The sequence below is a fragment of the Candidimonas nitroreducens genome (assembly GCF_002209565.1).
GTDB lineage: Bacteria > Pseudomonadota > Gammaproteobacteria > Burkholderiales > Burkholderiaceae_B > Candidimonas > Candidimonas nitroreducens.
In genome coordinates, this window is the sequence record NZ_NJIH01000008.1 from 164,508 (window position 1) to 183,763 (window position 19,256).

General features: G+C 66.1%; 18 protein-coding genes. 9 read left to right on the top strand and 9 right to left on the bottom strand.

Features of this window, described 5'->3' with window-relative positions:
• The first annotated feature begins 102 nt into the window (after window positions 1–102).
• A complete protein-coding gene (locus CEY11_RS14770) occupies window positions 103–600 on the top strand; it encodes a hypothetical protein (RefSeq protein WP_088604164.1) in 498 nt (165 codons plus the stop codon).
• Here the strand turns inward: CEY11_RS14770 and CEY11_RS25400 are convergent.
• Window positions 582–752 carry a hypothetical protein gene (locus CEY11_RS25400; RefSeq protein ID WP_158215330.1) on the bottom strand — a complete coding sequence of 57 codons (171 nt, stop codon included), beginning with the start codon at window positions 750–752 and terminating at the stop codon, window positions 582–584. The genes CEY11_RS14770 and CEY11_RS25400 overlap by 19 nt on opposite strands.
• Before the next feature lie 150 nt (window positions 753–902).
• Here CEY11_RS25400 and efeU point away from each other — a divergent pair, with 150 nt between their 5' ends.
• The 4 genes from efeU to efeO (CEY11_RS14790) all read left to right on the top strand — a co-directional run bounded on the left by efeU (window position 903) and on the right by efeO (CEY11_RS14790) (window position 5,258).
• On the top strand, window positions 903–1,739 hold the full coding sequence (gene efeU, locus CEY11_RS14775) for an iron uptake transporter permease EfeU (RefSeq protein WP_088604165.1): 837 nt from the start codon (window positions 903–905) through the stop codon (window positions 1,737–1,739).
• Entirely contained in the window at window positions 1,736–2,923 is a 1,188-nt protein-coding gene (efeO, locus tag CEY11_RS14780; RefSeq protein WP_088604166.1) for an iron uptake system protein EfeO, read from the top strand. Before efeU ends, efeO (CEY11_RS14780) begins: the two co-directional genes overlap by 4 nt.
• 131 nt (window positions 2,924–3,054) lie before the next feature.
• A complete protein-coding gene (efeB, locus tag CEY11_RS14785; protein WP_088604167.1) occupies window positions 3,055–4,386 on the top strand; it encodes an iron uptake transporter deferrochelatase/peroxidase subunit in 1,332 nt (443 codons plus the stop codon).
• Window positions 4,387–4,430: 44 nt separating this feature from the next.
• A complete protein-coding gene (efeO, locus tag CEY11_RS14790; RefSeq protein WP_198958905.1) occupies window positions 4,431–5,258 on the top strand; it encodes an iron uptake system protein EfeO in 828 nt (275 codons plus the stop codon).
• A 109-nt stretch (window positions 5,259–5,367) separates the two neighbouring features.
• Here the strand turns inward: efeO (CEY11_RS14790) and gltX are convergent, their stop codons facing one another.
• Entirely contained in the window at window positions 5,368–6,777 is a 1,410-nt protein-coding gene (gene gltX / locus CEY11_RS14795) for a glutamate--tRNA ligase (protein WP_088604363.1), read from the bottom strand.
• A 150-nt stretch (window positions 6,778–6,927) separates the two neighbouring features.
• On the opposite strand from gltX, the gene CEY11_RS14800 reads away from it, so the two are divergent.
• Window positions 6,928–9,423 (top strand): bifunctional acetate--CoA ligase family protein/GNAT family N-acetyltransferase, encoded by a 2,496-nt coding sequence (locus tag CEY11_RS14800; protein WP_088604169.1) that lies wholly within the window; start codon window positions 6,928–6,930, stop codon window positions 9,421–9,423.
• Window positions 9,424–9,513: 90 nt separating this feature from the next.
• Here the strand turns inward: CEY11_RS14800 and CEY11_RS14805 are convergent, their stop codons facing one another.
• Entirely contained in the window at window positions 9,514–10,185 is a 672-nt protein-coding gene (locus CEY11_RS14805; protein ID WP_088604170.1) for an alpha/beta hydrolase, read from the bottom strand.
• Window positions 10,186–10,283: 98 nt separating this feature from the next.
• Window positions 10,284–10,862 carry a ribosome biogenesis factor YjgA gene (yjgA, locus tag CEY11_RS14810; protein ID WP_088604171.1) on the bottom strand — a complete coding sequence of 193 codons (579 nt, stop codon included), beginning with the start codon at window positions 10,860–10,862 and terminating at the stop codon, window positions 10,284–10,286.
• Window positions 10,863–10,939: 77 nt separating this feature from the next.
• Between yjgA and pmbA the strand changes: the two genes are divergently transcribed.
• Window positions 10,940–12,313 carry a metalloprotease PmbA gene (pmbA, locus tag CEY11_RS14815; RefSeq protein WP_088604172.1) on the top strand — a complete coding sequence of 458 codons (1,374 nt, stop codon included), beginning with the start codon at window positions 10,940–10,942 and terminating at the stop codon, window positions 12,311–12,313.
• Window positions 12,314–12,326: 13 nt separating this feature from the next.
• Here the strand turns inward: pmbA and CEY11_RS14820 are convergent, their stop codons facing one another.
• Entirely contained in the window at window positions 12,327–13,307 is a 981-nt protein-coding gene (locus CEY11_RS14820; protein ID WP_088604173.1) for a LysR family transcriptional regulator, read from the bottom strand.
• A gap of 186 nt (window positions 13,308–13,493) precedes the next feature.
• Here CEY11_RS14820 and CEY11_RS14825 point away from each other — a divergent pair, with 186 nt between their 5' ends.
• Together CEY11_RS14825 and CEY11_RS14830 are read left to right on the top strand one after the other, a co-directional pair.
• A complete protein-coding gene (locus tag CEY11_RS14825; RefSeq protein WP_158215331.1) occupies window positions 13,494–14,501 on the top strand; it encodes a Bug family tripartite tricarboxylate transporter substrate binding protein in 1,008 nt (335 codons plus the stop codon).
• Window positions 14,502–14,525: 24 nt separating this feature from the next.
• Window positions 14,526–15,887 carry a lyase family protein gene (locus CEY11_RS14830; protein WP_088604175.1) on the top strand — a complete coding sequence of 454 codons (1,362 nt, stop codon included), beginning with the start codon at window positions 14,526–14,528 and terminating at the stop codon, window positions 15,885–15,887.
• 9 nt (window positions 15,888–15,896) lie between these two features.
• On the opposite strand, the gene CEY11_RS14835 is transcribed toward CEY11_RS14830, so the two are convergent.
• The 4 genes from CEY11_RS14835 to CEY11_RS14850 are packed head-to-tail and all read right to left on the bottom strand — an operon-like array spanning window position 15,897 to window position 19,221.
• Window positions 15,897–16,691, bottom strand: coding sequence for an ABC transporter ATP-binding protein (locus CEY11_RS14835; RefSeq protein WP_088604176.1), 795 nt, complete (start codon window positions 16,689–16,691; stop codon window positions 15,897–15,899).
• On the bottom strand, window positions 16,688–17,476 hold the full coding sequence (locus CEY11_RS14840) for an ABC transporter ATP-binding protein (protein WP_088604177.1): 789 nt from the start codon (window positions 17,474–17,476) through the stop codon (window positions 16,688–16,690). Before CEY11_RS14840 ends, CEY11_RS14835 begins: the two co-directional genes overlap by 4 nt.
• A complete protein-coding gene (locus CEY11_RS14845) occupies window positions 17,469–18,335 on the bottom strand; it encodes a branched-chain amino acid ABC transporter permease (protein WP_088604178.1) in 867 nt (288 codons plus the stop codon). The genes CEY11_RS14840 and CEY11_RS14845 overlap by 8 nt, the downstream gene beginning before the upstream one ends.
• Window positions 18,336–18,339: 4 nt before the next feature.
• On the bottom strand, window positions 18,340–19,221 hold the full coding sequence (locus CEY11_RS14850; protein WP_088604179.1) for a branched-chain amino acid ABC transporter permease: 882 nt from the start codon (window positions 19,219–19,221) through the stop codon (window positions 18,340–18,342).
• Window positions 19,222–19,256: the final 35 nt, after the last annotated feature.

Genomic DNA, 19,256 nt, shown 5'->3' on the forward strand with positions numbered 1-19,256 from the left:
GATGCAGATCAAGCGGCCGCCGCAACCCGCCGCGCCTGGCAGGCCCGGGCTTCTGCTACGATACCCGATACCCGCCGTGCTTGTTTCCGGAGTCCCCTGGCGATGATTTCCGCAAGTAAAACCCGTATTGCCGTCCTGTGCGCCAGCGCATCGCTGGCATTGCTGGCGGGCTGTGCCACGCGGCATGCCGTGCAGCCGGCGCCGGCCAAAAAGGCCGAAACCGTCCAATGCCGCGCCGCGCCGCAAGGCGACGCGCTGGTCGGCAACTGGCTGAGCGTGGGCCGCCAGAAAGGCATCACCGGCCAGCTGCGCACCTTGATCGAGCTGCGGCCGGACGGCACCATGGCTTATGCCGAGCAGCTGCTGCGCGGCAAGCGCCCGCCGCAGGGCTTGGAAGAATCCGGCTGCTGGCATCGCGAAGGGCAGACCCTGGTGCTGCGCACCACGAAATCCAATGGCTCGGCCGTGGATCTGCACGATCCCATTTACGTCAATCGCTATGCCATCGTGTCGCAGTCCGGCAAGGCTCTTGCACTGCGCGGCCGCGACGGCGAACTCAAGTCGCGGCGCATGCCGCCCGGCTACCGGCTGCCATATTGAATCGAGGCGGTGATGTCGACGGCATCGATATAGATGGTGCGGCGGCTGCGGGTTGCGGATGCGCGCATGCGGACACTCATACTCATACGCGGGCGCGCGCATGCAGGCGTGCGCATGTGGCCGAATCCCCGCGGGCCGGCCTCGAATTCCATACTTTTTGCCGTGCCTGCCCGGAGCCATTCCCCGCGCCTTTCCTGTCTATCGCCTTAATGAGAATCATTTGCCTTAATGTTCGCGCTGTGACATCATAAGCGCCTTGCGCGCTCTATGCATTTGATTCACTGCGGGATTATATCTACGGCATGCTCGTTCCGTTTCTTATTATGCTTCGCGAAGGCATCGAAGCAGCCTTGATCGTGGGCATCGTGGCCGGCTATCTGAAGCAGACCGGACGCGGCCAGTGGCTTGGTGTCGTTTGGCTCGGCATATTGCTGGCGGCCGGGCTGTCGCTGTTCGTCGGAGCCGCGCTGCAGTTCGCCAGCGCCGAATTCCCTCAGAAGCTGCAAGAGCTGTTCGAAGCCCTGGTCGGCTTTGTCGCCGTGTGCGTGCTGACTTCCATGGTGTTCTGGATGCGCAAGGCGGCCCGTTCGATCGCCTCCGAATTGCGAGCCTCGGTGGATGCCGCCCTGGCCCAGCCGGGGCACAAGGCCTATGGCCTGATCGCCATGATCTTTTTCGCGGTTGCCCGCGAGGGGCTGGAGTCGGTGTTCTTTCTGCTGGCCACGTTCCAGCAAAGCGAAGGCCTGGCCGCACCGCTCGGGGCGCTGCTTGGGCTGGTCTGCGCGGTAATCATCGGCTACGGCATCTATGTCGGCGGCGTGCGGCTGAATTTGCGGCGCTTTTTCCGCTGGACCGGCGTGTTCATTCTGGTCGTGGCGGCGGGTATTCTGGCCAGCTCGATCCGTGCGCTGCATGAGGCTGGCCTCTGGAATCACTTCCAGAGCGTGGTGGTCGACCTGAGTGGCATCCTGCCCGTGGGCAGTGCCGTCGGCACGCTCTTTTCGGGCATATTCGGCTACCAGGACACGCCTACCGTCAGCGAAGTGTGCGCCTACGGCGTATTCCTCGTCGTTACCTTGTATCTGTTCTTGCGTCCGGCACGGGTTCCCGCCGTGGCGGCGGAGTATTCGCGGTCATGAATCACCCCCCCAATCCGGCCGCTGCGGCCCCTTCGAGACGCGGCCTGCGCCTGGCGCTGCTGTTTTCCGTGCTGTTCGTGCTGGCCGGCTTCGTGCTGTTCTATGTGGCGACGCGCTATGCCCAGCGCAACCACGCCAATGAAGACCAAGTGGTGTCCGTAGAGGTCGGCGCGCGCGCCTGCACTCCCGAGAACTTGACGGTGCCTGCCGGCAAGACGGTGTTTCGCATCAAGAACACCTCGGATCGGGCGGTGGAATGGGAGATCCTCGACGGCGTGATGGTGGTCGAAGAGCGCGAGAACATCGTGCCCGGCTTCACCCAGACGCTGACGGCCAATCTGGCCCCCGGCGACTACGCCATCACCTGCGGCCTGCTCAGCAATCCCCGCGGGCGCCTGCACGTGACGCCGACCGAAGCTTCGGAGGCGAGCCGCAAGGCCGCACCCTCGCTGACCGATTTCATCGGCCCGCTGTCGGAATACCGTGTCTATGTGGGCACGCAGTCGGCCGCGCTGGCGCAAGCCGCCCGCAAGCTGGCCGCCGCCATCGACGCAGGCGATCCGGCCCAGGCGCGCGCCGCCTACCTGGCCGCGCACCAGGTCTATGCCCGCATCGGCCCGGTGGCTGGTCTGTTCGCCGATCTCGATCATCGCCTGGACGCCAGCGCCATTTATTTCGACAAGCGCGAGGCCGATCCCGCCTTCAGCGGATTCCGCCGCATCGAATACGGCCTGTACGCGCAAGGCCAGCTGCAGCCCCTGGTGCCGGTGGCGCAGGCGCTGGCGGCCGACGTGGACACTTTGTCCGGACGTATCGACGCGCTCTCGCTGCAGCCGGCGCAATTGGCCACGCTGGCAGCGCGGCGGCTCGAGCAGGTGGCCTCGGCGCTGGACGCCAAGCCGGAACCCTACGCCCAGGACGAAGTAGCGCTGGCCGCCGCGACCCTGGACGGTGCGCACGAGATCTATCGGCTGCTCCAGCCCTTGCTGAAGAACCAGGCCGCGCTCGAGAAGTCGGTCTCGGATGGTTTCGCGGGCGCGGCCGGTACCCTGGCTCCTTTGCATGATGCCGCCGGATACGCCAGCGACACGCGCGTCGACCCCGCCGTGCGCGCCACGCTGGCCAAACAGCTGCACGCGCTGTCGGCCGATCTCAAACGCATCAACCCGGCTCTCGGACTCTGATCCGCACGGGCTGGCACCCATGAGCCGCCAAGCGGCCCGGCCGGCGTGGCCCGGGCCGGCCGCTGCGGCGCTCGGGCGTGCCGCGGCCCTTATGGCCTTATGGTTTGGAACCATGAATTCTGGAGAAATCCATGACACGACATACTGCTGATACTGATACTCAAGAAACGCTCGGCTCGCCCAAACGCCGCCGCCTGCTGGCCGGTGCGGGGGCGTTGGGCGGGGCGCTGGCCGCCGACCTGGCGCGTGCGGCGCCGGCTTCTATGGCGGCGCAGCCGGCCCCCAAGAATGCCGGCGAGGGTGCCATGGTCACCGATGCGCCCACCACGGGCGCCAGCCTGCAGGATCGGCACCCCTTCTATGGCGTGCGCCAGCAGGGGATCACCACGCCGCGGCCGGCCTCCGGCATGGTGGCGTCCTTCGACGTGCTGGCCAGCGACCGCGCCGGGCTCGAGCGCCTGTTCCGTACGCTGACCGAGCGCATTGCCTTCCTGACGCAGGGCGGGCCGGTGCCGCGCATCGACCCGAATTATCCGCCGCCCGACTCGGGCATTCTGGGGCCGGTGATTACGCCGGACGCGCTGACCGTCACAGTGTCGGTGGGCGAGTCGCTGTTCGACGAACGCTTCGGCCTTGCCGCCCACAGGCCGCGCCACCTGGCGCGCATGACCAGCTTCCCCAACGATGCGCTGATCGAGCGCATGTGCCACGGCGACCTGGTGCTGCAGTTCTGTGCGCATACGCCAGATACGAACATCCACGCCTTGCGCGATATCGTTAAGAACACGCCTGACCTGCTGATGCTGCGCTGGAAGCAGGAAGGCACGGTGCCGACGGTGCGCGCCGTGGCCGGCCAGCGTCCCGGCAGCGCGCGCAACCTGCTGGGCTTTCACGACGGCACGGCCAATCCTGATTCGCGCGACGCCGGGCTGATGGATCGTATGGTCTGGGTCGGGCCGGAAGACGGCGAGCCCGCCTGGGCCACGCACGGCAGCTACCAGGCCGTGCGCATCATCCGCATGTTCGTCGAGCGCTGGGATCGCACGCCGCTGCAGGAGCAGGAATCCATCTTCGGGCGCCGCAAGGCGAGCGGCGCGCCGATGGACGGCAAGCATGAATTCGACGTGCCGGACTACAGTCAAGACCCGAAGGGCAAGACCACGCCGCTGGATTCGCATATCCGGCTGGCCGACGACCGTACGCCGGAATCGCGCCGCCATCTGATTCTGCGCCGGCCGTTCAATTATTCGAATGGCGTGGCCAAGAATGGCCAGATGGACATGGGGCTGCTGTTCATCGTGTACCAGGCCAATCTCGCCGAGGGCTTCATCGCGGTGCAGAGCAAGCTCGACGGCGAGCCGCTGGAGGAATACATCAAGCCGGTCGGCGGCGGCTATTTCTTCGTCTTACCGGGGGTGCAGCGGGAAGGCGAATTTCTGGGGCAGACACTGCTGCAGGCTTGAGCGCAGCTGTCGGGGTTTATTTCATAATCAAGGAGAAGCGAGTAATGAGCATAAGAATGGGCCTGGCGGCCTTGTGGGCATTTGCATCCCTATGCGCGGCGACGGCCGCGGGCGCGGCGGTCTCGCCGCTGGATCTGGTCAAGCCGGTCGCGGACTACAAGGTATACGTGTCGAAGCAGGTCGGCCAGCTGGTCACGCAGACGCAGGCCTTCACGGATGCCGTCAAGGCGGGTCAACTGGACAAGGCCAAGGAACTATACGCGCCGACGCGCATGCACTACGAGGCCATCGAGCCTATTGCCGAGCTCTTCAGCGACCTGGACAGCTCGATCGACTCGCGTGCCGACGACCATGAAAAAGGCGAGAACGACCCGTCGTTCATCGGCTTTCACCGCATCGAGTACGGCCTGTACGCCAAGAACAGCACGGCGGGCCTGGCGCCCATTGCCGACAAACTGATGCACGACGTGCTCGAACTGCAAAGCCGCATCAAGACGCTGGTCTTCCCGCCCTCGAAGGTAGTGGGCGGCGCCGCGGCGCTGATGGAAGAAGTGGCCGCCACCAAGATCTCGGGCGAAGAAGACCGCTACAGCCACACCGACCTGTGGGACTTCAAGGGCAATGTGGATGGCGCTCAGGAAATCGTGCGGCTGTTCGGGCCCCTGATCCGCAAGCAGGATCCGGCCTTCGCCGACAAGATCGCGAAGAATTTCGCCACCGTCGAGGGCATACTTGCCAAGTACAAGACGCCGCAGGGCGGCTATGAAACCTACGACAAGCTGTCTTCCGCAGACCGCAAGGCGCTGGTCGGCCCGGTGCAGACGCTGGCCGAAGACCTGTCGCGGCTGCGCGGGCTGTTCGGCCTGAAATAGCGGGCCGTCCATCGCGCAAGGCGCGCCCCCTTGGGTGCGCACCTTCCATCCGCCAATCGGGGCGGGCAAGTGCCGGGCTTGGGCCCGCAGTACTTGCCCGCCTTGGTTTTTATATCCCGGCCAGGCGCTGCAGCACGGTTTCGCGCCCGATCAGCGCCAGCACGGCGTCCACCGAAGGTGTCTGCTTGCGGCCGGTGACGGCTACGCGCAGCGGGATGCCCAGCTTGGGCATCTTGATGCCGCGCGCCTCCAGCACTTCGTGCACCACGCCGGATATCGCCTCGGTGTTCCAGTCGGGCAGCGCCGCCGCGCGCTGCGCGAAGTCGTGCAGCACAGCGCGTCCCGCCTCGTCCAGGTGCTGGGCGCGCAATGCCTCGTCGGCCGGCTGGTACGGGCCGCAGAACAGCATGGCGGCCTGCGCCAGCTGGTTCAGCGTTTCGGCGCGCTCTTTGAGTAGGGCCATTGCAGCCGGCAGATCCACCGCCGCCGGATCGCCGCCCAGGGCGGCAATGCGCGGGGCGACGCGCGCGGCCAGTTCCGCGTCGGGCATTTGCCGGATGTAGTGGGCATTGACCCAGTTCAGCTTCTTGGGATCCCACTGCGCCGCCGATTTGCTCAGGTGCCGTGTGTCGAACCACTGCACCAGCTGCTCGCGGCTGAACAGTTCGTCGTTGCCATGGCTCCAGCCCAGCCGGGCCAGGTAGTTCATCATGGCCTCGGGCAGGTAGCCCTCGCGGTCGTATTCCATGACGTTGACCGCGCCGTGGCGCTTGGAAAGCTTTTCGCCGTCGGGCCCGAGTATCATGGGCACATGGCCGTATTGCGGAAGCTCGGCCCCCAGCGCGCGTAAAATATTGATTTGCCGCGGCGTATTGTTGACGTGATCGTCGCCGCGCAGTACGTGGGTGATGCGCATGTCCCAGTCGTCTACCACGACGCAGAAATTGTAGGTCGGCGTGCCGTCGGGCCGGGCAATGATCAGGTCGTCCAGTTCGGTGTTGTCGAAGCTGATCGGGCCCTTGATCAGGTCGTTCCAGCCGGTAGCGCCGTCTTGCGGGTTCTTGAAGCGTACGACAGGCTTGCGGCCTTCGGGTATGGGCGGCAGCACCTTGCCGGGTTCGGGGCGCCATGTGCCGTCATAGCGCGGCTTGGCGCCGCGCGCACGGGCCCGTTCGCGCATGGCCTCGACTTCTTCTGGGCTGCTGTAGCAGTAGTAGGCGGTGCCGGCGGCAAGCATCTGCGCGATCACTTCGCGGTAGCGATCCATGCGCTGCATCTGGTAGTAGGGGCCCTCGTCGGGCCGCATGTCCAGCCACTGCATGCTGTCCAGAATCGCCTGCACGGCCTCCGGGGTAGAGCGTTCCAGGTCGGTGTCTTCAATGCGCAGCACGAACACGCCCTGGTTGTGGCGGGCGTAAGCCCACGAGAACAGTGCGGTGCGGGCGCCGCCCAGATGCAGGTAGCCGGTGGGCGAGGGCGCGAAGCGCGTGCGGACGACGGGTGTGTGTTCAGCAGTCATGGTGTTATGGTGGTTCGGCCGTGCGGCCGCGGCGTAGACGCGGTGCGACGGCATCGTAGGCAAAACAGTATTTTAGTGTGAACGCGCCGACTGCCCGGCACCGGCCCGGCTGGCGGCGCGATGAATGCAAATCAGGAATCCGGATAAAGTATGTTGCGACATCGTCTGGCGGCCCTGTTCGAGCCGCAATCCTTGCTGGTGCTAAGCGACCGGCACCTGCCCATGGAGGGCGCCGAGAGCGCCGCCCAGCCGGGCGCCCCGGGCGGGCGGCCTGCCGCCGGCCTGTGGGACGGACGCAGCAGTTTCGTGATGGCGCCCGCCGAAGGGCCGATCGTGCTCAGCGAGGCCGACATGGCCTTCGCCTGGGGCGGCCGCGCCGATCTCGCGCTGGTGTGCGTTGCGCCCGCGCGCCTGCCCGAGGCGCTGCAGGCCGTGCGCGCGGTGCGCCCGCATTGCGTGATCCTGCTGTCGCAAGAGCAGTCCTCGGCCGATCGCATGCAGGACATGGCCTACTGCCGCGCATGGGGGCGCATCAACGACTGCCTGGTGCTCGGCCCCAATTCCTTCGGTGTGCAGCGCCCGCACCTGGGCCTCAATCTTACGCACCAGGCCGCGCCCGCCCGGGCGGGCCGCGTGGCATTGGTCACACAGTCGCGGTCGATCACCGCCGCGGTGCTGGACTGGGCCGAGGATGTCAATCTCGGCTTCTCGGCCGTGGTCTCGGTGGGTGACGAGGCCGTCGTCGATATTCCCCAGGTGCTGGAATACCTGTCCATGGACACCCACACCGACAGTATCGCGCTGTATGTCGAAGACGTCGCCACGGCGCGCGCCTTCGCTAGCGCGCTGCGCGCCGCCGCCAGCGTCAAGCCCGTGGTGGTGCTGCGGGCCGGACGCGCCGCCGATCCGCAGCACGACGCGGTTTTCAACGCGCTGCTGCGGCGCGGCGGCGCGGTGCGCGTAAGTTATTTCGTGCAGCTGTTCTCGGCACTCAAGGTGCTGGGCTATGCCCGGCGCCCGCGCGGACGCCGCATCGCCCTGCTGGCCAACGGCAGCGGGGCGCCGCTTCTGGCCCTGGATGTCATGGGGCCAGCGGCCGCGGTGCTGCGCGCCGAGTTTTCCCAGACCACGCTCAAGGCCCTGCGCGACCTGCTCGAGCCGGGCGCCGAAGTTCGCAACCCGGTGGTCACCCATGACTGCCTCGATCCCGCCCGCGTCGCGCGGATTCTCGGCCTGCTGGTCGACGACCCGGGGGTCGACGGGGTGCTGGTGCTGCTGGCCCCCGACCCCCTGAGCGACGTGGCGGCGGTGGCGCGGCAACTGGCCGCCCTGGCCCCGCAGGCGCGCAAGCCCATCATCACCTGCTTCATGGGCGATGCCAGCATGCGCAGCCTGCGCCACCTGCTCGACGATGTGGGCACCCCAGCCTTCCGCACACCCGAGACGGCGGCGCACGCCTTCGGCATCCTGGCTGCCCACCATTACAACCAGGTGCTGGCGCAGCAGATCCTGCCGCCCGAGCCCCTGGAGCGTCCGCCGCGCGTGGACGAGGCACGCGCCATCCTGCGTGCCGCACGCGCCGCGGGCCGCACGCAGCTCAGCGCCGCGGAGTGCCAGCAGGTGCTCGATTGCTTCTTCATACCAATACACTGCAGCGGCCAGGCCGGCGACCCGGCGCTTGCGGCCGAAGTCGGCGCGCCCATGGCGGTGCGTGTGAAGCGCGACGCGCAGATCGGGCCCTACGTCCAGTTCGGCGCGGGCGACGGCAGCCTGGATCGGAGCCACGACCGGGCCATCGAGCTGCCTCCTTTCAACAGCTTCCTGGCGCGCCAGCTGGTCGAGCGCAGCGCGCTCTGGCGCCGCGTCCTGTCGCGCCAGATGAGCCCGGCGGCTTTCGAACGGCTGCGCGAGGCGCTGGAGCACATCTCCACGCTGGTGACCCTGCTCGACGACGTGGAAACGCTGTGCATCGAGCCCTTGTATGCGGGCTCTACCCACCTCGAGGCGGGCGCCATAGCGTTGCAGCTCACGGCCCGTGCCGAGCCGCAGTTGCCCGAGCAGTCGGGCTACCGGCACATGGCCATCCATCCCTATCCGGCGCGCCTGGTGCAGTATCGGGAATTCGCCGATGGCCAGCCCTGGACGCTGCGGCCGATACGGCCCGAAGACGCCGAGCCCTTGCAGAACTTCGTGCGCGGCCTGTCCGACGAGTCGCGCTACATGCGCTTCGTCTCGATGCTGCGCGAGCTGACCCCGCGCATGCTCGAGCGCTATACGCGCATCGACTACGACAAGGAACTGGCACTGGTGGCCACGGTGCAGGTGCCCAATCCTCAGCATCGCGGGCATCCGCGCGAGGAGATCATCGGTTTCGCCCACTACCTGCGCAACGCCGACGGGCGCGGCGCCGAGTATGCGCTGGTCATCGCCGATGCCTGGCAGCGCCGCGGTTTGGGCATGAGCCTGATGCAGACGCTGATCGAGGCCGCCCGTTCCCAGGGCCTGACCTATATAGACGGCCTGGTGCTGGCCTCCAACCACGCCATGCTGAGCCTGATGACGCGCCTGGGCCTGCGCAACGACGGCGACCCCGAAGACCCCACCATGCGCCGTGTCTGGCTGGATCTGGGCGAGGGCGCGCAGTAATGTGTTGTGCCCACACGGGCCGTGGGCCGGCTTGCCGCTGCAATGCCTCTTGTGTAGCAGCGGGGTGGATTCGGGCGCCGCTGCCCCGCGTCAGGCCAGCACTTGCCTCAGGTAGGCGCCGATGTCGGTGATTTCTTCCGGGCATACCGAGTGCGGCATGGGGTAGGTTTTCCAGCTCACGTCGAAGCCGGCCTCGGCCAGTATGCGCTGCGAGGCCTGGCCGTGGGCGAACTGCACCACAGGGTCGAAGACGCCGTGCGCCATGAAAATCGGCGTATTCAAGTTGGCCTGGCTGTGTTCCGCCGCGAAGCTGTCGGCCAGCGGCAGGTAGCCGGACAGCGCGATCATGCCGGCCAGCTTTTGTTCCAGGCGCGTGCCGGTGTGCAGCGTCATGGCGCAGCCCTGGGAAAAACCGGCCAGCACGATGTGGTCGGTGGCAATGCCGCGCTGGTTCTCGCGCGCGATCAGGGCGCGCACCGCCGCCTCGGATTCGCGTATGCCGCCGGCGTCTTCGCGGGCGCCGCTGGCGAGCAGTGTTATGTCGTACCAGGCGCGCATGGCCATGCCGTTGTTCAGTGTTACCGGGCGCACCGGCGCGTGCGGAAAGACGAAGCGCACGGCGGGTGTCGCCGCCAGGCGCAGTTCCGGAACGATGGGGGCGAAGTCGTGGCCGTCGGCGCCCAGGCCGTGCAGCCAGATCACAGCGTGGCTCGGGTTGGGGGCGGTTTCGATTTCCAGGCAGTCCAATAGCGGGGCGTTCATGCGGTTTCCTGTGTGGATATGCGATCTCGGGGGGTCGGGAAGCTGCGGCGGGGGCGCGCGCGGCGGGCCCGGCGGCGTGGGCCGCGCGTGGCCGCGGATCAGCCTGCGGTGTCGGAGTGCTGCGGGATGGGCTCGTCGCCTTGCGCGTCGACCAGGCTCTTCAGGGCCTGGAACAGGGCACGGTAGTGCTTGCGTTGCGTTTCCTGCCCGGGGCCCAAGGCGGCGTTGTTCTGGGCTTCCTTGCGGCCCGAGCGGATCAGGGTGCGCAGCTGTTGCACATCGGCGCCGGGGTATTCGTCCAGCAGCTTGGTCAGGGCCTGGTCGTCGCGCAGCAGCAGCTCGCGCAGGTTTTCCAGGCGGTGCATGGCGGCGGTCTGTTCGCGCGAGCCGTTTTCCCAGGCATCCAGCTGGCTGCGGATGGCTTCGGCGTCGGCGGCGCGCATCAGCTTGCCGACGTAGTGCACCTGGCGGCGCCGGCCTTCGCGGCCCGGGGTGCGCTGCGCCTCGCGGATCGCGTCGTACAGTTTTTCTTCCAGCGGCAGCGCGCGCAGCCGTTCGGTGGAAAGTTCCACCAGGCGCTTGCCGAGATCCAGCAAGGCATGCATCTCGCGCTTGACCTGCGACTTGCTGGGGCGCTCGGCGCCGGTTTCTGTGGGTTCCGTAGGGAGATTGGGCATGGTGGGGGCGAAAACATTCTTCTTTAATTGGCTATGATAACCGCCTGACCCGAAAGAGCAGGATTGAAAGAGCTGCAATGACCCAACATTCACATTCATATGCCCGTCTGCCGATAGCGGAAAACCAGGCGCGTTTCCGCGAACTGGTAGAACAGGCCTTGCGGCACGCCCGCAGCGTGGGCGCCTCTGACGCGGCGGCCGAAGTCTCGGAAAGCAGCGGCCTGGCGGTATCGGTGCGCAATGACGACATCGAGACCGTCGAGCAGACCCGCGACCGGTCGCTGGACGTCACGGTATTCGCCGGCCAGCGGCGGGGCTCGGCCTCGACCTCCGATTTTTCTTCCAAGGCGGTGCAGGAAACGGTAGAGGCCGCCTGGCACATTGCGCGCTATACCGCCGCCGACCCGGCCGCGGGCCTGCCCGAGGCCGATCTGCTGGCGCACGACTACCCCGACCTGCACCTGCATCATCCTTGGGACGTCTCTACGCAGCAGGCGGCCGAGCTGGCCTTGCGGGCCGAACGCGCCGCGCGCGCCACCAGCCGCCTCATCACCAATACCGAGGGCGCCTCGGCCAGCGCCTACGAAGGCCATTTCGTGCTGGGCAATTCGCGCGGCTTCATGGGCGGCTACCCCTATTCGCGCCACGGCCTGTCGGTGGCGCCCATCGCCGGGCGCGGTGCGCGCATGCAGCGCGACTATTGGTACAGCTCGGAACGCGATCCGGCGAATCTGGCGGATCCGGCCGCGCTGGGCCGCTACGCGGCGCAGCGCACATTGTCGCGGCTGTCGGCGCGGCGCATCGCCACGGGCCGCTACCCGGTGCTGTTCGAGGCGCCGCTGGCCGTCGGCCTGCTGGGCGCACTGGTGCAGGCCACCAGCGGCGGCGCGTTGTACCGCAAGACCAGCTTCCTGGTCGATTCCCTGGGCAAGCCGGTAATGGCCAAGCACCTCGACGTGGCGGAAGACCCTTATGTAGACGGCGCCATGGGTAGCTCGCCGTTCGACGACGAGGGCGTGCGCACGCATGCGCGCCAGGTCGTGGCCGGTGGCGTGCTGCAGGGCTATTTCCTGTCCAGCTACACTGCCCGCAAGCTGGGCATGCGCACCACCGGCAATGCCGGCGGCTCGCACAACCTGGCGCTGTCCTCGCGCCTGACGCGCCCGGGCGACGACCTGCCGGCCATGCTGCGCAAAATGGGCCGCGGCCTGCTGGTCACCGAACTCATCGGCCAGGGCGTGAACTACGTCACCGGTGACTATTCGCGCGGCGCCTTCGGCTACTGGGTCGAGAACGGTGAAATCCAGCACGCCGTGCAGGAAATAACCATTGCCGGCAACCTGGCCGACATGCTCAAGCAGATCGCCGCCGTCGGCGCCGACACCATCATCCGCGGTTCCAAGACCACGGGCTCCATACTTATCGAGCAGATGTCGATTGCGGGGACTTAGGCCAGAGCTAGTTTCACTTCGGGTGTGCCGGGGCGGTGCCGTGAGCCAACTCGCTGGCCCAGTCCATGAGGTGGCGTGCCGCGAGTTCCGCCGCGGGCGAATGGGAATTACTGGTTCTTAGCAGGCCGATATCGTCGGCCGTGCCGGGTAGCGTCAGGGGCAACTGCCGGAGCTGGCCGCTTTCGACGAATGGTCTCAGGTGGCTCGCAAGCCCGACATAGAGCAACTGCAGCCTGCACACAAGCGCGACGCTGACAGGGAGCGAACGCGTGTTGACCCGCGCCAGCTTTGGCGTCAGGGCGTGTTGCTCGCACCACTGTATGAAGGCAGTGTGTGGCGGAGAGCTTCTGGGCGGCAATAGCCAGGTCGCGCCGGCGCAATCGCGCAGGCCGAGCTTGCGCCGAGCGGCCAGGGGATGGCCGCTGCCGCAGTACACGCCCAGCCGATCCGGCCGCAAGGAAACAAATACATATCCTTCGGGGACATCGATGGATGCCCGGCACAGCAGCAGGTCTGCTCCATCCTCGCTGCACAGCACCGGAATCTGGGCGGCGTCGATCTCACGGTATTCGACCCATAGATCGGGGTGTGCGGCGCACAGCGCCGACAAGGCCGGTGCCGCGATGACACTGCTCGCTGCGGCGATTCCGGCGATCCGAACCAAGCCATTTGCTCCTTGTTCCACGTTAGCCGCATCGCGCGCCAGATCTTCGAGCGACGCGAGTACGCGCCGCACGGCGGGCATTAATTGGGCGCCCGCGCGCGTCAGGCGGATGCCGCGCGCGTGCCGATCGAACAATGTGACGTTCAGCAGTGCTTCCAGCCGCGTCAGTGCCTGCGTGGCAGAGGGTTGGCTCATGCCTAGAGCCAGTGCCGCCTTCTGGATGGTGCCTAGCTCCGCCATGCGCGCTGCGAGCTGCAGATGCCGGGGCCTGGCATAGTGCAGCAGCCGCCGCGTCAGCGCGGCGGAAGAGTCGATATGGGCGGTAGACATATGTTGGCCGGCATTATGTATGTTTGTTTGCCTCTATACGCTTGTTTGGCTAGGCAAACAGGTAAGTGAAGTGGAGCCCAAGATATTGGCAATACCTATAGCTTAGACGTATTTATGCGTTGCCGCCTAGACGTCGGGCGCAGAGAATCTAGGGACTTCTTATTCGCCCGTCTTCCTGGAGTTCTCATGCGCCTTGCTGCCAGCTGCCAAGCTTTGCTTTGCTCTCCTATTCGCCTGCTGCACTTGGCAGTCCTGCTGTGTGTACTGGCAATTGCACCCGCCGCGGCCTATGCCCAGACGTATCCCGACAGGCCGATACGGCTGGTTGTTCCCTATCCCGCCGGTGGTGCGACGGATTTCGGGGCGCGTGTGGTGGCCAAATATCTGAGCCAGTCGCTTGGGCAGTCGGTAGTGGTGGAAAACGTCAGCGGCGCTTCCGGTGCCATTGCCGCGCAAAAGGTGATACATGCTGCCGCCGACGGCTACACGCTGCTGGCCGGCACGATCAACGAAGTGGTGCTGGTGCCCATCGTCAACGCGTCCGTAAGCTATAAATACCAGGATCTGACACCTGTCGGCGAAATTGGCACGACATCTTTCGTCCTCATGGCCAACCCGAAGGTGGCGGCCAGCCAGATCGATGAACTGCTCGCCTTGTTGCGCAAGAACCCGGGCAAGATCAATGTCGGAATTCCGGGTGTGGGAACGCTGCAGCACATTGCAGTAGCGATGCTCGCGAATCAGGCCAGGGTCGATTGGACGGTGGTGCCGTACAAAGGAGCGGCTCCCCTCAACACGGATCTGCTCGGCGGCCAGGTCGACCTGGGCGTGATGACCTTGCCTTCGGCGATCCAATACATCCGGGATGGCAAGCTGAAGTCCTTGGGGCTGATGAGCCTGCAGCGCGACGAGGATGTCAAGAATTTACCGACCATTAACGAAGGGCGCGAGATCAAGGGTTTTACGACGGACGCCTGGCTGGGGCTGCTGGCTCCGGCAAAAACCCCGGCGCCCATTGTGCAGAAGATCAATGCGGCGCTCGATAAAGTGCTTGAAATGCCGGAAGTGCGCAAGAGCCTGGTCACTGCCGGCTTTCGTCCGGTAGCGGGCACATCCGCCCAGTTTGGCCAATTGCTTGCGCGCGACGATGCCCGCTATCGCCAGGTAGTCGCTTCGGTCAAGCTGGTTCATTGACGCCTCGTAAAGCGTGGGCGCGAGATGATCTGCCTTTCTGACGACCCGGCGGCCACTCCGGCCGGCCAGACACTGCGCGAGGTTTTTGCCGCGCGGGCCAGCATTGTTCACATCATGGCGGTCGAGGCGGCGCTGGCCAGGGTGCAGGCGCGGCATTGCCTGATCCCGGCTGCCGCGGCCGCAGACATCAGCGCCAAGGCATCGCTGGCTTTTTTCCCCACGGCAGAGTGGTCGCGGCAGCGTGCCCGCGTGGGGCATCCCTTGGTGGCCATTCTCGAGGCTTGGATGACGCGGCTGGAGCCCGGCAGCCGAGAGTGGCTGCACTATGGCGCCACCACCGCCGATCTGTTCAACACGGTGTTGATTCTGCAGCTGCAGCAAGCCGGCACCCGGCTGCTCGAGCAGATGCACGATGTCGGGCTGCGCCTGGCCGAGATGGCCGGTGCGTATCGTGCGACGCCCATGGTCGCCCGTACGCTGGGCCGACATGCGCAACCCATCACTTTCGGTATGAAGGTCGGCGTCTGGCTCGCAGAGCACGGCCGCAGCATCGAGCGGCTGCAGGCTTGGCTGGCGCGCTATCGCACTGGCATCCTGAGTGGCGCCGTTGGCACCTATGCCGCCTTTGGCGACCAGGGCCCCTCCATCGAGCGCGAAGTAATGGCGGAGCTTGGGCTCGACGCGCCGGAAGCCGTGGACTGGAAGGGCAGCCGCGACCGCTATGCCGAGTTCGGTTGTGCCGTGGCATTGGCGGCTCGCACTTGCGGCCACATAGGCCAGGAAATCTTTCTGCTGAGTGGCGACGACTTGGACGAGGTGCGCGAAACCAATGGCGCCGTTGGCTCGTCGACCATGCCGCACAAGGCCAACCCGTCGCTATGTATCGAGGTGGTGTCGCGCTCGCGCGAGGTCAGCGCCCGTTTGCTGCCGCTGCTGGAGTGGATCCTGGTTGTCTACGAGCGCGACTCCGCACAGCACGGCGACGTGCTGCGTGATCTTTGCGTGGGGATGGCCGATCTGCTTGCCTGCCTGCGGCAATTGCTCGATACCCTGGTCGTGCTGCCGCAGAACATGGCTGCCAACTTGCAACGCAGCCGGGGCATGATCCTGTCCGAGGCCATCACCTTTGCGCTGGCCGAGCATATCGGCAAACATAGCGCCCACATAGCGATGCGGCAGTTGGTGGCTGTTGCGCGCCAACGCAATTGTTCATTGCAGGAAGCGGCGCGCGACAGCGAGGAATTCAAGACCCTATTTGCCGAGCGGCCAGAGCTGCTGGAGGTTGCGCACTACATTGGCCGCGCACCCGACATAGCCGATGCGGCGGTTGCCGCTGCGTCGCTACGAGCCATGCCCGGGGCTTTCAAGCCGCTGGGCAAAGCTTAGGCTTCGGGCTTACACCCCCAGATAGGCTTGCAGCACGCGTGGGTGATTCAGCAATTCCTTGCCCGAGCCGGACAGGGCCAGGCTGCCGTTTTCCAGCACGTAGCCGCGCTGCGCGATCTTCAGGGCCTGGCGCACGTTTTGTTCGACCAGGAACAGGGTCAGGCCGTCGGCGTTGATGGAACGCAGGGCGCGGAAGATTTCCTGCACGACGATGGGGGCCAGCCCCATGGAGGGTTCGTCCAGCAGCAGCAGGCGGGGCTTGGCCATGAGCGCGCGGCCGATGGCCAGCATTTGCTGTTCGCCGCCCGACAGGTTGCCGGCCACGCCGTCCAGGCGTTCTTTGAGGCGGGGAAACAGCGCGAAGACGTAGTCGAAGTCCTTGGATGCCGCGCTGCCGCCGAGGCGGTAGGCGCCCAGTTCGAGGTTCTCGCGCACCGTCATGGTGGTCAGGATGGCGCGGCCTTCGGGCACTTGCACGATGCCGCGCGCCACGATCTGGTGCGGCGCCAGCCGCGTGATGTCTTCACCATTGAAGATCACCGAGCCGGCGAGTTTGGGCAGCAGGCCCGACAGCGCCAGCAGGGTGGTGGACTTGCCGGCGCCGTTGGCGCCCACCAGCGCAGTGATGCCGCCTGGTTCGAGCGTCAGGTCGATGCCGCGCACCGCCTCGATGTGGCCGTAGTGCACGGTCAGGCCGCGCACTTCCAGCGCGGCTGCCGCCGACGCATTTCCGGCGGGCCGCGGCGCGCCATTCTGCCCGACGGAGGATGTGCGGGTCTCGGGCGACTGCGTGGGCGCGCTCATGCCTGTACCCCTGGCGTTGCGCCTTCTTCTTCATCATCGCGGCCCAGGTAGGCTTCGATGACTTCTTCGTTGTTGCGGATGGCGTCGGGCTGGCCGTAGGCGATGATCTTGCCGAAATTCAGCACGGCGATCTGGTCGCACAGGCCCATGACGAAATGCATATCGTGTTCGATCATCAGGATGGTGTAGCCGCGCGCGCGTATGGCCTGGATCTCGTGCATGAGTTCGGCGCGTTCGCCGGTGTTCATGCCGGCCACGGGCTCGTCCAGCAGCAGCAGCTTGGGCTCGGTGGCCAGGGCGCGCGCCAGTTCCAGGCGGCGTTGTTCGCCGTAGGAAAGATTGTCTGCCAGGTCGTGGGCCTTGTGATCCAGCTTCATCCAGCCCAGCAGTTCCATGGCGCGTTCGCGCGCGCGGGCCTCTTGGCGGCGGTACGCCGGCAGCCCGAACAGCAGCGACGGCACGCCGTATTGCATGTGCCGGTAGGCGCCCACCACCACGTTCTGCAGCAGCGTCATTTCCTTGAACAGGCGGATGTTCTGGAAGGTGCGCGCGATGCCCAGGCGGGTGATGCGATGCGGCTTCAGGCCGAGCAGGCCGTGGCCGTCGAACGAGACGCGCCCGCCGTTGGGCGTGAGCAGGCCGGTGATGATATTGAAGACGGTGGTCTTGCCGGCGCCGTTGGGGCCGATCAGGCCGAAGATCGAGCCCTGCGGCACATTGATATTGACGTCGTGCAGGACGTGCAGGCCGCCGAAGTGCATCGAGATATTCGAGAGTTCAAGCACGGCGCTTGCCCCCCTTGTGCAGCCATTGCGCGTAGCGGCTGGGATCCCAGATGCCGCGGGGCAGGAACAGCACGATTAGTACCAGGATCAGGCCGTTGGCGACCAGGCGGAAGCTGTCGAAGCCGCGCAGCACTTCGGGCAGCAGGGTGATGATGCTGCTGCCCAGTATGGGCCCCAGCAGGCCGCCTATGCCGCCCAGTATGGTCATGGTAAGGATTTCGACGGCGCGCTCGAAGCCGTATTCGTTGGGGCCGATGAAGAATGTGAGATGGGCGTTCAGCGCGCCCGCCAGGCCGGCCACGGCGGCCCCCAGCACGAAGGCCAGCATTTTGTTGGCGCGTACGTTCACGCCCATCAGGCTGGCGGCGGTCTCGTCGCCGCGTATGGCGTCGAAGGCGCGGCCGATCTTGGATGCGCGCAGGCGCCACAGCACCAGCAGCACGATGACCACCGACAGCAGCACGTGCCACCATTGCGTCAGTTGCGGGATGCCGTTCAGGCCCAGCGCGCCGCCGGTAATGGATTCGGTGTTCAGGACGATGACCCGCACGACTTCGCCGAAGGCCAGCGTGGCCATGGCCAGGTAGACGCCGGACAAGCGTATGGTCGGCAGGCCGATGATGGCTGCCATGATCGCCGGGGCCACCATGCCGGCGGCCAGGGAAACCGAGAAAGGCGCCCCGTAGTTCATGGTAAGTATGGCCGCCGCGTAGGCGCCTATGCCCATGAAGGCCGCGTTGGCGATGGACAGCATGCCGCACACCAGTGTCAGCCAGATCGACAGGGCCAGCAGGGCATTGGTGCCCAGGGACATGACCACATTGCCATAGATGGCCCAGAAAGTTGCCAGACTGCTCATGTCGTCATGCCTTGCGCTGCACTACTTTGCCGAACAGCCCTTGCGGGCGCAGCAGCAGAACCAGGAACAGCAGGCCGAAGGCCACCGCGTCGCGCGTGGTGGAGCCGATATAGGCCACCGACAGGACTTCGGAGAAACCCAGGAACAAGCCGCCTATCATGGCGCCGGGGATGTTGCCCAGGCCGCCCAGAATGACCACGGCGATGCCTTTGCGCAATATGGGTTCGCCCATCAGCGGATAGAGTGCGTTGGAGTACAGGCCGATCAGCACGCCGGCGATGCCGCCCAGGCCGCCGGCCACGAAAGAAGTGGTAAGGAACAGGCGTTCGACGTCTATGCCCAGCAGCCAGGCGGCCTTGGGCGATTCGGCGACGGCGCGCAGCGCCCGCCCGAAGCGGGTGCGGCGCATGACATACATCAGCACCGCCATCAGGGCGAACGAAAGGAAGATGATGCCGATTTCGACCACGGTCATGTGCATGCCGGCAATTACCAGTGTCTGGTCGGGTACTGTGCCCTGCGGAAAGCGCAGGTTGTTGGCGCCGAATATGCCCTGTGCCCCGTTGGTGAGGATGATGCCTATGCCTATGGTGGCGATCATGGGGATAAGGTGCGGGGCGCCGCGGTGCCGCAAGGGGCGCAGCACCAGCAGGTCGATGAGCGCGCCGATCAGGCCGGCGGCGACGAAGGAGACGATCAGCCCGGCCCACAGGGGCAGGCCGAGGGTGGAGATGGCGTACAGCGCTGCATAGGCGCCGGCCATGAAGACCGCGCCATGCGACAGGTTGATGATGCCGAGAACGCCGAAAACCAGCGTGAAGCCCAGGGCAAACAAGGCGTATACACACCCTAGTGACAGGGCATTGATGAATTGCTGTTCCAGCATGCAGGTTTCCGTAGCGGCGGCGTTCTCGGCGCCGG